General features: G+C 45.1%; 10 protein-coding genes. 6 read left to right on the forward strand and 4 right to left on the reverse strand.

Annotation, left to right across the window (positions count from 1 at the left end; genetic code table 11):
* The first annotated feature begins 108 nt into the window (after positions 1 to 108).
* From uvrA to nusB, 5 genes are all read left to right on the forward strand, one after another.
* Positions 109 to 2,937 carry an excinuclease ABC subunit UvrA gene (uvrA, locus tag J2S23_RS06520; RefSeq protein ID WP_307121944.1) on the forward strand — a complete coding sequence of 943 codons (2,829 nt, stop codon included), beginning with the start codon at positions 109 to 111 and terminating at the stop codon, positions 2,935 to 2,937.
* 152 nt (positions 2,938 to 3,089) lie between these two features.
* Entirely contained in the window at positions 3,090 to 4,163 is a 1,074-nt protein-coding gene (locus tag J2S23_RS06525) for a M24 family metallopeptidase (protein WP_307121945.1), read from the forward strand.
* Positions 4,164 to 4,309: 146 nt separating this feature from the next.
* Positions 4,310 to 4,870, forward strand: a complete 561-nt coding sequence (gene efp, locus J2S23_RS06530) for an elongation factor P (protein ID WP_307121946.1) — start codon at positions 4,310 to 4,312, stop codon at positions 4,868 to 4,870.
* A 96-nt stretch (positions 4,871 to 4,966) separates the two neighbouring features.
* Entirely contained in the window at positions 4,967 to 5,356 is a 390-nt protein-coding gene (locus J2S23_RS06535; RefSeq protein ID WP_307121965.1) for an Asp23/Gls24 family envelope stress response protein, read from the forward strand.
* Positions 5,349 to 5,786, forward strand: a complete 438-nt coding sequence (nusB, locus tag J2S23_RS06540; protein ID WP_307121947.1) for a transcription antitermination factor NusB — start codon at positions 5,349 to 5,351, stop codon at positions 5,784 to 5,786. The genes J2S23_RS06535 and nusB overlap by 8 nt, the downstream gene beginning before the upstream one ends.
* A 111-nt stretch (positions 5,787 to 5,897) precedes the next feature.
* On the opposite strand, the gene J2S23_RS06545 is transcribed toward nusB, so the two are convergent.
* The 4 genes from J2S23_RS06545 to J2S23_RS06560 all read right to left on the reverse strand — a co-directional run bounded on the left by J2S23_RS06545 (position 5,898) and on the right by J2S23_RS06560 (position 10,727).
* On the reverse strand, positions 5,898 to 6,638 hold the full coding sequence (locus J2S23_RS06545) for an amino acid ABC transporter ATP-binding protein (protein ID WP_307121948.1): 741 nt from the start codon (positions 6,636 to 6,638) through the stop codon (positions 5,898 to 5,900).
* Complete coding sequence (locus J2S23_RS06550; RefSeq protein ID WP_307121949.1) at positions 6,631 to 8,202, reverse strand: ABC transporter substrate-binding protein/permease; 1,572 nt, start codon at positions 8,200 to 8,202, stop codon at positions 6,631 to 6,633. Before J2S23_RS06550 ends, J2S23_RS06545 begins: the two co-directional genes overlap by 8 nt.
* Positions 8,203 to 8,323: 121 nt before the next feature.
* Positions 8,324 to 9,292, reverse strand: a complete 969-nt coding sequence (locus tag J2S23_RS06555) for a LacI family DNA-binding transcriptional regulator (RefSeq protein ID WP_307121950.1) — start codon at positions 9,290 to 9,292, stop codon at positions 8,324 to 8,326.
* Positions 9,282 to 10,727 carry a sucrose-6-phosphate hydrolase gene (locus J2S23_RS06560; protein ID WP_307121951.1) on the reverse strand — a complete coding sequence of 482 codons (1,446 nt, stop codon included), beginning with the start codon at positions 10,725 to 10,727 and terminating at the stop codon, positions 9,282 to 9,284. Before J2S23_RS06560 ends, J2S23_RS06555 begins: the two co-directional genes overlap by 11 nt.
* Before the next feature lie 207 nt (positions 10,728 to 10,934).
* Between J2S23_RS06560 and J2S23_RS06565 the strand changes: the two genes are divergently transcribed.
* A complete protein-coding gene (locus J2S23_RS06565; RefSeq protein WP_307121952.1) occupies positions 10,935 to 12,830 on the forward strand; it encodes a sucrose-specific PTS transporter subunit IIBC in 1,896 nt (631 codons plus the stop codon).
* Positions 12,831 to 12,932 lie beyond the last annotated feature (102 nt).

Raw genomic sequence — 12,932 nt, forward strand, 5'->3', positions numbered from 1 at the left:
GGGTTACCGCGGGGTTTTTCCTGTGTTTTCAGCAGGAACTCCTGTAGCGGTTTTCAGAGTTTGTTTGCCAAATGTGCTATAATAGAAGGATAGTAGAAAGAGGCTTTTATGCAGGATAAGATTGTTATTCATGGGGCGCGTGCCCATAATTTAAAAAATATTGATGTGGAAATTCCAAGGGACAAGCTAGTCGTGGTCACTGGTTTGTCAGGCTCTGGAAAATCAAGTCTGGCCTTTGATACCCTCTACGCAGAAGGGCAGCGCCGCTATGTGGAAAGCTTGTCTGCCTATGCCAGACAGTTTTTAGGAAATATGGATAAGCCAGATGTGGATAGTATTGATGGCCTGTCCCCAGCCATTTCCATCGACCAAAAGACTACCTCTAAAAACCCACGGTCGACTGTCGGGACAGCGACGGAGATTAACGACTATCTGCGCTTGCTTTATGCCCGTATCGGTGTGCCCTACTGTATCAATGGGCACGGAGCCATTTCAGCAACCTCTGTTGAGCAGATTGTGGATCAGATTTTGGAGTTACCTGAGCGCCAGCGCCTGCAAATTCTAGCGCCTGTGGTGCGCCGCAAGAAAGGCCAGCACAAAAACATGCTGGAGAAAATCCAAAAAGATGGCTACGTGCGGGTTCGCATCGATGGTGAGGTTCATGATGTCACAGAAGCTCCAGAGTTGGCTAAAAATTTCACCCACAACATTGAGGTTGTGATCGACCGGATTGTTATCAAAGAGGGCATCAGAAGCCGTCTCTTTGACTCGGTTGAGGCTGCTCTTCGGATTGCAGATGGTTATGTCATCATTGATACCATGGATGGGGAGGAACTCTTGTTCTCCGAGCACTATGCTTGCCCTGTTTGTGGCTTTACGGTGCCAGAGTTGGAGCCTCGACTCTTCTCTTTCAATGCGCCTTTTGGCTCCTGCAGCGACTGTGACGGTCTTGGGAGCAAGCTTGAGGTCGATGTGGACTTGGTTGTGCCTGATGCTGAGTTGACTCTCCGTGAGGGGGCACTCGTGCCTTGGAACCCTATTTCGTCAAATTACTACCCGCAAATGCTGGAACAGGCCATGGCGACGTTTGGGATTGACATGGACACGCCTTTTAAAGACCTGGATAAGGCTAGTCAGGACCTAATTTTGCATGGTTCAAAAGGTGAACTTTTCCATTTCCATTATGAAAATGAATTTGGTGGCGTCAGGGACATTGACATTCCTTTTGAGGGTGTTCTGACCAATATCATGCGCCGCTACCGCGAGACCAATAGTGATTTCACCAGAGGTCAGATGCGCCTTTACATGAATGAGCTGACCTGTGCGACCTGCCAGGGCTATCGCCTCAACGATCAGGCCCTGTCTATCAAGATTGGTGGGCAGGATGGCCTGCATATTGGGGCCTTGTCTGATCTGTCGATTGCGGATCACTTGGCTTTGGTGTCTGACCTGCAATTGTCCGCCAATGAAGCTACTATCGCAAAACCTATCTTGAAAGAAATCACGGATCGCTTGACCTTCCTAAACAATGTCGGGCTCAATTACCTGACCTTATCAAGGGCTGCAGGAACCCTATCGGGAGGTGAGAGCCAGCGGATTCGTCTAGCGACACAAATTGGATCAAACCTGTCTGGTGTCCTTTATATCCTTGATGAACCGTCCATCGGCCTTCATCAGCGGGATAACGACCGCTTGATTGACTCCTTGAAAAAAATGCGGGACTTGGGTAACACCCTGATCGTGGTTGAGCATGATGAAGACACCATGATGGCAGCGGACTACTTGATTGATATTGGCCCAGGTGCAGGGAAGTTTGGTGGCGAGATTGTCGCTGCCGGAACTCCAAAACAAGTTGCTAAAAATAAAAAATCCATTACAGGCCAATACCTATCTGGCAAACGCCAGATTGAGGTACCTCTAGAAAGACGCGCAGGCAACGGACGCTTTATCCGTGTGACGGGAGCGACAGAGCATAACCTCCAAAATGTGACAGCTACCTTCCCTCTTGGGAAATTTATCGCTGTTACTGGTGTTTCAGGCTCAGGTAAGTCGACCTTGGTCAACAGCATTCTTAAAAAAGGCATTGCCCAAAAACTCAATCGCAATTCAGCCAAACCAGGGAAGCATAAAAAGATTGAAGGGATCGAGCACATTGACCGCTTGATTGACATTGATCAAAGCCCAATCGGTCGGACACCGCGGTCAAACCCAGCTACCTATACCGGTGTTTTTGATGATATTCGCGATCTCTTTGCCAAGACCAATGAGGCCAAGGTCCGTGGTTATAAGAAGGGCCGGTTCTCCTTTAACGTTAAGGGCGGCCGCTGTGAAGCCTGCTCAGGAGACGGGATTATCAAGATTGAGATGCACTTCTTGCCGGATGTCTTTGTACCTTGTGAAGTTTGTCATGGCCGGCGCTACAACAGTGAAACCCTTGAGGTTCACTATAAGGAAAAGAATATCTCAGAAGTTCTGGATATGACCGTTAACGATGCGGTTGAGTTCTTCCAACACATTCCCAAGATTGCTCGCAAACTCCAGACCATTCAGGATGTCGGTCTAGGTTATGTCAGTCTTGGCCAGCCAGCAACGACGTTATCAGGAGGAGAGGCCCAACGGATGAAACTGGCTTCAGAACTCCACAAACGCTCAACGGGCAAGTCCTTCTATATTTTAGACGAGCCGACAACGGGCCTTCACACAGAGGACATTGCCCGCTTGCTTAAGGTTCTGGAACGTTTTGTGGATGATGGCAATACAGTTCTGGTCATCGAACATAATCTGGACGTGATTAAGACAGCAGATCATATCATTGACCTCGGTCCTGAGGGCGGTATCGGAGGCGGACAGATCATAGCGACAGGCACCCCAGAAGACGTCGCGGCAAACGAGGCCAGCTTTACCGGTCAATACCTGAAGGCCAAGCTAAATCATTAAGATGGAATCAATTTAATAAACAAACTGAAGGATTAGCTGATACTGTAAGCCTCACTTAGGTCATTTCCTAAGTTTTCGGGTTAACCAGTTTTAGCTGGTTTTTCTCTCCCTTTTCATGATAAAATAGGTCTATCGATTATAAGGAGACTGTTATGACCAATTATTTAAAGCAACGATTGGCTCGGTTTGATGCGGCATTGGAAGCTTCAGGGGTTGATGCTGTTCTCGTGACCAATCTAACTAATATTTACTACTTGACTGGTTTTCATGGAACCAATGCGACGATTTTAATAAGCGACAAACGCCGCCTCTTTGTCACGGATGCGCGTTATATCGCCATGGCGAGAGAAGTGGTTCAGGGCTTTGACATCATTGATCATCGCGATGCTCTGGGTGAGATTGCTAAGGCTATTGCTGGTGATGGCTTAGAGACCATTGGTTTTGAAAATGACGTGACGTTTGGCTTTTACCAACAATTGGCGCGTGTCTTTGAAGGCTATCAGTTGGAGCCTTTGGCTAACTTTGTCGAGCAATTGCGTCTCATTAAGGATGCCTCTGAGATTGCGACCATCAAACAAGCCTGCTCGATTTCCGATAAGGCTTTCTTGGATGTCTTGGACTTTATTAAGCCAGGAAAAACGACGGAATTAGAGGTGGCAACCTTCCTCGATTTTCGCATGCGAGAGTACGGAGCATCAGGGATTTCCTTTGACACCATTGCAGCATCAGGATACCGCTCTGCCATGCCCCACGGTCGAGCCAGTGACAAGCTGATTCTAGCAGGGGAGTCTTTGACCTTGGATTTTGGCTGTTACTACAACCATTATGTGAGCGACATGACGCGGACCATTCATGTCGGGCATGTGACCGATGAAGAGCGGGAAATTTATGACATCGTCCTAAGAGCGAATCAAGCCTTGATTGAAAAAGCTAGGGCAGGACTGACCTTTACCGATGTTGATGGGATTCCACGAAAGGTCATTGAAGAAGCTGGCTACGGTCCTTATTTCACCCATGGGATTGGGCACGGAATAGGCCTTGATGTGCACGAAGAACCCTTCTTTAGAAAGACTGATGAAGTGCTCGAGGCAGGTATGGTCATTACGGATGAGCCAGGTATTTACCTAGAGGGCAAATACGGCCTGCGCATCGAAGATGATCTCCTGATTACTGAAACAGGTTGTGAGATTTTGACCCATGCGCCAAAAGAGTTAATCGTGATTTAAGAGAAGCATCCGAAAGGGTGCTTTTCGTTTTTACGTGAGACCAGCCCCAGTCGAACGATCAGGCCTTAGAGAAGAAAACATTTGAGAAAGCCCGTGGTTTATGGTAAAATAGACCGAATAATATTTTTTGAAGAGGTAAAACACTAATGGTAGATGCAAGTAAATTAAGAGCTGGTATGACGTTCACAACAGATGAAGGTCGTCTGTTGCGTGTCTTGGAAGCTAGCCATCACAAACCAGGTAAAGGAAACACCATCATGCGTATGAAACTCCGTGATGTGCGTACAGGTTCAACATTTGACACGACCTACCGTCCAGACGAAAAATTTGATCAAGCCATCATTGAAACACGTCCTGCGACTTATCTTTACCAAATGGATGATACAGCTTTCTTCATGGACACAGAGTCTTACGAACAATATGAAATTCCAGTAGTTAACGTGGAAGATGAATTGAAATATATCTTAGAAAACACAGAAGTTAAAATTCAATTCTACGGGACAGAAGTGATTGGTGTGACCGTTCCGACAACTGTTGAATTGACCGTTGTCGACACACAACCATCTATTAAAGGTGCTACTGTCACAGGTTCTGGTAAGCCAGCAACTCTTGAAACAGGGCTTGTCGTTAACGTGCCAGACTTCATCGAAGTTGGTCAAAAATTGATTGTCAATACAGCAGAAGGCACATACGTATCTCGCGCTTAACATAGGATACAAAGCCCGTTAAGAACTAATAGGTTGTGGCCATAGGAAAGTGTCATAGGCGTACAGCTAGTTCTAACTTCTAGAAATAGAAAGGAAATCACGATGGAAAACTTAGGTGATATCGTTATTGCACCGCGTGTGCTGGAAGTGATAACCGGAATCGCTGCAGCTAAAGTAGACGGTGTGTATGCACTTCGGAATAAGGCTGTTTCAGATGGTTTGGTAAAGACGAATAAAGGTCGCGGTGTATATTTACATACTGATGAAGAGGGAAATATTACTGCTGATATCTATGTCTATATGCAGTATGGTGTGAGCGTGCCTTCTGTGGCGATGGAAATTCAAAAAGCGGTTAGATCGGCTGTCTTAAATTATGCAGATGTTGAAATCGCAGAAGCCAATATCCATGTTATTGGTATTGCATCCGATAAAACACCAAAACCTGATTTGAAAGATTTGTTTAACGAGGACTTCCTTGATGACTAAATCTTTCACGCGTCGTCAGTTACGAGAACAAGCATTTCAGGCGTTATTAGCCATAGATTTTGGAGCAGAGCCATTGGATGCTGCACGTTTTGCACATGTCCATAGCAATGATGATCTTGATGCGCAAGGGGATTCTTTAGAACTGCCAATCTTTTTGCTTAATCTTGTTCAGGGGGTTACACAACAGCAGTCCGAACTGGATAATCTTTTAACAGGGAAGCTGAAAGCTGGATGGACTATGGATCGTTTAACCATGGTTGACAAAACAATTCTCCGTCTGGGTCTCTTTGAAATAATCTTTTTTGAAGAAACGCCTGCTAAAGTCGCAGTCAATGAAGCCGTAGAGCTGGCTAAGGCCTTTTCAGATCCGCAGTCAGCGCGGTTTATCAATGGCGTTTTAACTCAGTTTGTTACTGAAGAAACAGAATAACACTAAAGGAGCTGGACATTTAGTCCAGCTCCTTAAAAGTATCGAATGATAATAGTGAAGAGTAAAAGGTCTAGGATCATTTCAGACGAGACACCTTTGCTCTTTTTTAGTTTACCCCAAAAACCGTTGTAAGAATTCTTTGGTGCGCTCTTGCCTTGGGTTTTCAAACAGTTGTTGAGGAGTGCCTTCTTCAGCGATCACTCCTTTATCCATGAAAATGACACGGTCGGAAACATCTCTAGCAAATTCCATTTCGTGGGTCACGATAATCATGGTTAAGCCAGATTGGGCTAAATCTTTCATGGTTTTCAACACTTCACCGACCATCTCTGGATCAAGGGCTGACGTTGGTTCGTCAAAAAGCATGGCTTCTGGATTGACAGAGAGGGCTCTAGCAATAGCGACCCGTTGTTTTTGGCCTCCCGAGAGTTGACTAGGTTTGGCTTGCCAGTATTGTTGACCAAGACCCACTTTCTCCAAATTGTCTTTAGCAATGGTTTCAGCTTCTGCTCGGTCTCTTTTAAGGACAGTCGTCTGAGCAACGACGGCATTTTCCAAAACATTAAGGTTGTTAAAGAGATTAAACGACTGGAAAACCATTCCCATTTTTTCCCGATAAGCTGTTAAATTAAAGTTTTTTTCCAAGACATTTTCACCGTGGAAAAGGATTTCTCCTGCACTCGGGTCCTCTAGTAGATTGATGGAGCGTAATAGGGTGGATTTTCCCGATCCTGATGAGCCAATGATCGAAATGACTTCTCCTTTATGAACAGTCATGGAGATATCTTTTAAGACCTCATTTTGGCCGAAGGATTTTTTTAAGTGTTTGATTTCTAAAATAGGACTAGACATGTGGCACCTCCTCGATTTGCATTTGGTTGGCTCCCGTCGTGTAAGTATCCACATCCATCCGTTTTTCAAGATAGCGTAAGATGCGGGTTACGGTAAAGGTGAGCACAAAGTAAATAATAGCAATGACACTAAAGGTCTGGAAGTACTGGTAGGTCTGAGTGGCCACGGTATTTCCTGAGAAATAGAGTTCAACAACGGAAATCACATTCAAAACGGAGGTGTCTTTTATATTGATGACGAATTCATTTCCTGTCGCAGGAAGAATGTTACGAATTACCTGAGGCAGGACAATCTTGCCCATGGTTTGCCCATGGGTAAAGCCAAGAGCCGTTGCTGCTTCAAATTGGCCTTTGTCGACTGCAAAGATCCCACCGCGGACGATTTCACTCATATAGGCCCCAGTGTTAATGGAAACGATAAAGATGGCCGCAAGTGTTCGGTCGATATTAAGTCCGAAGGCTTGTGCCGTACCGTAATAAATAACCATGGCTTGTACAATCATCGGAGTACCGCGGAAGACTTCAATATAGACATTGAGCAGCCAACCAAAGAGGGTTTGAAGGCCAGCAAGAAAACGATTGGAAGCTTTTGGAGCGGTCCGGTAAACACCGATTAAAAGCCCAATGATGGTTCCGATGATGGTACCGACAATAGAAATTAAGAGGGTCATGCCTGTTCCACGAAGGAGTTGTTGCCAGTTTTTAGTCAAAATAGTGGCCATTTGAGAGAGAAAGGAAGGTGTCTCTTCGCTATCATTTTCTTCCAGTGGCTGTTTGGTGATCATGTCGTCCATGAGGGCCACTTGTTCATCGGTAGTCATTTTTGAAATGGTTTCGTTAACTTGTACGATGCGAATATCGTCTTTACGCATGCCGACAGCAATAGCAGCGTCAGATTCTGCCACCTCAAAACCTGGGTCTAATGTCAGCATTTTAAACTTACTGTTCGCAGCTTCAGCTGTCATCGCTTCAGGGCGTTCAGAGATGTAAGCATCGATGACACCAGCTAGAAGGGCCTGCCGCATTTGCGAAAAGTCTCCCATAGGAGTCTGCATGTTGGCGTCTGTCAACTGAGTTAAGAGGTTGACGTGCCAAACGCCTTGCTGGGCAGTGACCTTAGCCCCTACAAAATCTTCGATTGAGGTCGCCCCTGCATAATCGCCATCCGATGCGACGACGAGGACAGGCTCGCTGGTATAATAACTTTCGGAGAAGGCAATTTCCAGTTTTCGTTCCTCTGTTGGACTCATCCCAGCGACGATCATATCAATTTTGCCAGAGGTTAAGGCTGGAATGAGACCAGTCCAAGAAGTCTTAACGACCAGAAGCTCTTTATCCATATCTTCGGCAATTTTCTTAGCGATTTGGACGTCGTAACCGTTGGCATATTGATTGGTTCCTTCGATGGGAACGGCTCCATTGGTGTCATCGTCCTGTGTCCAGTTAAAGGGCGCGTAGGCAGCTTCCATCCCAACACGCAAGTAGTTATCCTCTGCCTGAGCAATGCTAACAAAGCTAAAAAGGCTTAGCAAAAGCATGGCCAGGCTTAAAAATGTCTTTTTCATATAGACTCCTCATTAATAATCATTCAGTCTAACATTTTACATAAAATTCTAAAAATTCGCAACTAATTGGATAAAAAAATCACAGACTTTTGCAATCTGTGATTTGGAAAGATCATTTAAATTAGGCGCTTGTTCCTGCGACAAGGGTAACGGGTAAGATATAATGTTTTTCAGGTAGTTCTTGACCTTGTTCAATGCGCTCAACCAAGAGATCAACCATCAATTGGGCAATTTCTTTGAGTGGCTGTTTGATGGTGGTTAACTGAGGAAAGTAGTTTTCCATAAAGGCCGTGCCATCATAGCCGACCAATTTAAGGTCCTGAGGCATAGATAAATCAGCCTCTAAAGCAATTTTCCGTACCAGAATGGCTGTTAGATCATCTGAGGTGAAAATCCCATCTGGTTGATATTTCTTCAAAATGGTTTTGATTTCCATCTCTTTTCGTAGAGCTGAGAAATTAGACGATACATGGATGACTGGAGCATCTGGTAATTGCTCTGTGAAACCTGCCTGACGCAAGCCAGTAGGGGAGTTAGAATCGTCGTTTCCTGAGATCATGAGTGGTCGTTGACAGCCGGCTTTGATCAGCTGGTTAGCTGCTAATTTCCCACCCTGTAAGTTATCTGAAGAAACAACTGGGATACTAGGAGAAAGGTTACGGTCAAAAGCAATGATAGGGGCTGATACTCGGTCATAATCGGAAATCCCTAAATTATGGCTGGAGGAGATGATGCCATCGACTTGATTGGCTTCCAACATTTCCAAATACTCGCGTTCTTTTTCTGGTTCGCTTTGACTGTTGCAGATAATGGTTTTGTACCCCCGATCAAAGAGTTCGAGTTCCAAATGCTCGATCAATTCGGCGTAGAAGACGTTGGAAATTTTTGGAAAAATCAATCCGACCAACTTGGCCGATTTGCCCTGCAGGCTTCTGGCAAGATTATTGGGTTTGTAGGACAATTCACGCATGGCAGCGTGGACTTTCTGGATAGTTTTATCCGAAAGGTAGCCCTTGTTATTGATGACCCGTGAAACGGTTGTTGGGCTGACACCAGCTAGGGCAGCAACATCGGTAAGTTTAGCGACCATGGTTTAATGTGTAGAAGGTTCCTTCAGCCTGACCATGTGTCAAACGAATGCCAGTCTGGTCGTCGTTTGGATAGACGCGACCGGAGAAGACCTTCTCTCCTTTATTGATAAAGATTTCAAAGATAGACTTGTCCATAAAGATAGCAAGCGTAGTGTCTTGGTTGTCAAGGAAACAGCTACGAGTTTGACCAAAGTCTAGGGCGTATTGTTGGCCGGCTTGGCTACGATCAACAGTAAAGGTTCCTTCTTGAAGGTCGATGGACAGTTTGAGCCCCTTGCCATCCGCATCTGCGCAAAGGACTAGTTCTGTCTGGCTACCTTTAGGGATTGTTAACTGCAATTCGTAGACGTTGTCTGTCTCCATTTGAGCAGCGAAAGGTTTCTCGTCTTGACGTAGGCTAGTGATGGCATCAACTGGGTACTGGTAGAGCTTACCGTCTTGGAGTCTTAACTCCTTAACCAAGGAAAGAGCACCTTGATAGTCGTAATCATCTGTCGGGTATGTAACATCTGGGAGTCCCAACCAGCTGACAGTGAGGGCACGACCATCAGGGGCATTAAAACCTTGAGTTGCATAGCATTCAAAGCCGTAATCGAGGTTCTGAAGAGCTGAAGGCTCCAAGATTTCAGCCTTCTCAGGGTCGAAGTCTTGCCCGATTTTATACATATTAGGGTAGATGTTATCGTAGTTTAGAACCGTCTTATCAAGGCCTTGCGGGCAGTAGAGTAAGACCGGGCGGTTATCTACAAATACAAGATTTGGACACTCCATCATGTAGGCTGTGCGGTCATTGCCAAAGGCCAAGTCACCCACTTCTTCCCAATTTTTATAGTCGTTATCCACAGCTTTGTAGAGTTTGATGATCCCTTTGTTCTCCAAATCTTGTCCGCCGATGATGGCATAGTACTGGCCGTCATAGAGGAAGATTTGTGGGTCACGGAAATGGTCTGTCGTGTCAGCAGGCTGGGTAATGAGAGGCAAGTCAAACTTAACGAGTTTGCCGTCTTTATCCATTAAAGCGCCATTTTGGTAAGGATGGCGAATCCAGTCCTTGTCACGGACATTTCCTGTGTAGAAGATAAAGAGCTGGTCATCCATCTGCATGGCAGAGCCAGAATACATCCCATGAGTATCTAGTGGGTGGTCCGGTTCCAAAACAATGCCGGTTTCTTCAAAGCGAACCAAGTCTTCTGAGGTTGTATGAACCCAAGATTTTAGACCGTGAGCTGCTCCAAAGGGAAACCATTGGTAAAAGAGCTGCCATTTGCCATCGAAATAGGAAAAACCATTAGGATCGTTTAAGAGGCCACGTTTTGGTTCGATGTGAAAGTGGCTATGCCACGGGGATTTGGCGACGTTTTCTTCGATTTGTTGAATTTCTTCGGCGTTCCAGTCCTCATAAGGGCGGTAGCGCAGACTGCTATCAAAAGCCATGATAATACTCCTCTAAGCCATCAAGTGATGGTTTTTTTCTCTTTTATAGTAACCGTTTTCCGTCTAAAAATCAACTTCTAACTGCAAAAATCAATAAATTTATGATAAACGGTTGACATATTTTGAAAAGATGGTAAAATAGAAATCGAAAGAAGATGTAAACCGCTTTCAAAAAATTATTCTATACATTAAGGAGATTCTTTGCAAATGGATAACACACAAATTGCAAAAGAGGTCATCGAGGCGCTCGGCGGACGTGAAAATGTTCGTAGCGTAGCACACTGTGCGACTCGTTTGCGTGTCATGGTTGTTGACGAAAACAAAATCGACAAGGACCGTGCAGAAAACATCGAGAAAGTTCAAGGAGCTTTCTTCAACTCAGGCCAATACCAAATGATTTTTGGTACAGGTACTGTAAACAAAATCTATGATGAAGTGGTAGCACTTGGCTTGCCAACATCAACAACAAGCGAACAAAAAGCAGAAGCTGCTAAACAAGGCAACTTCTTTCAACGTGCCATTCGTACCTTTGGTGACGTCTTTGTTCCAATCATCCCAGCAATCGTAGCAACTGGTCTCTTTATGGGGCTTCGTGGTTTGCTTGGAGCGTTTGGTATCGTCTTGCCAGAAGATTTGAACGTTTACTCTCAAATCTTGACGGATACAGCCTTTATCGTCCTTCCAGCCCTTGTCGTATGGTCAACCTTCCGTGTTTTTGGTGGTAACCAAACCATCGGTATTGTTCTTGGGATGATGCTCATCTCTGGTTCGCTTCCAAACGCTTGGGCTGTGGCTTCAGGTGGTGACGTAACACCAACAATTTTCTTTGGCTTTATCCCAGTTGTTGGTTTACAAGGTTCCGTTCTTCCTGCGTTTATCATCGGATTGGTCGGTGCTAAATTTGAGAAGTTTGTGCGTAAGTTTGTACCAGATGTACTTGATCTCTTGGTGACGCCATTTGTGACACTCTTTGTGATGTCTATTCTCGGTCTCTTTGTGATTGGTCCAATCTTCCACGTTGTTGAAGAATACATTCTTCTTGGAACTAAAGCAATCCTTGCTTTGCCATTTGGTTTAGCCGGATTGATTATTGGTGGAGTTCACCAAATCATCGTGGTATCTGGTGTTCACCACATCTTCAACATGCTTGAAATCCAATTATTGGCAGATTCTAAAGCCAATGCCTTTAATGCTATTATCACAGCAGCGATGACAGCCCAAGGTGCGGCAACTGTTGCTGTTGGTGTTAAAACGAAAGATGCTAAGTTGAAAGCTCTTGCTTTCCCAGCTGCCCTTTCTGCCTTCCTCGGTATTACTGAGCCGGCTATCTTCGGTGTTAACTTGCGTTACCGTAAACCGTTTGTAATGGGACTTATCGGTGGTGCTATTGGTGGTATGGTTGCTTCACTACTTGGTTTGGCTGGTACTGGTTCTGGTATCACTATCATTCCTGGAACAATGCTTTACCTTAATGGTCAACTGCCACAATACCTTCTTATGGTTGCTATTTCATTTGCAGCTGGATTTGCTTTGACTTACATGTTCGGTTTTGAAGATGATAAGAAAGCTAAAGCTACGACAACTGAGCAACCAGTTAAAACACAACCACGTGTTTCTGCTGTTCCAGCTTCAGCTGTAGCTGATCAGTCTGGTGAAGAAGTCGTTTCGCCACTTGTTGGTGAAGTTGTTGCCCTTGAAAATGTGGCTGATCCTGTCTTCTCATCAGGTGCGATGGGTAAAGGCTTGGCAGTGAAACCATCTGAAGGTGTTGTTTATGCACCAGCAGATGCTGAAGTCACCATCGCTTTTGAAACAGGCCATGCCTATGGTTTGAAAACAACTAATGGTGCTGAAATCTTGATCCACGTCGGTATCGATACGGTTTCCTTAAATGGTCGTGGCTTTGACATGAAGGTTTCTGCCGGAGATCAGGTCAAAGCTGGTGATGTTCTTGGACACTTTGATCCAGCAGTTATCGCGGAAGCTGGCCTTGACACGACAACTATGGTAATCGTAACGAACACAGCTGATTATGCTTCAGTAGATGCCCTTGCTTCAGGAACCGTTGCTCAAGGCGATGCTTTCTTGAAACTAGCAAAATAATGTCATCATAAAAAGGGCCTAGGCCCTTTTTTGGTGATGTGACAAATGTGCAATTCGTGCTATAATAAGAAATATAACATTAGGGAGTCCATAGGGATTTCA

This window comes from Streptococcus moroccensis, assembly GCF_030812835.1.
Classification (GTDB): Bacteria; Bacillota; Bacilli; order Lactobacillales; family Streptococcaceae; genus Streptococcus; species Streptococcus moroccensis.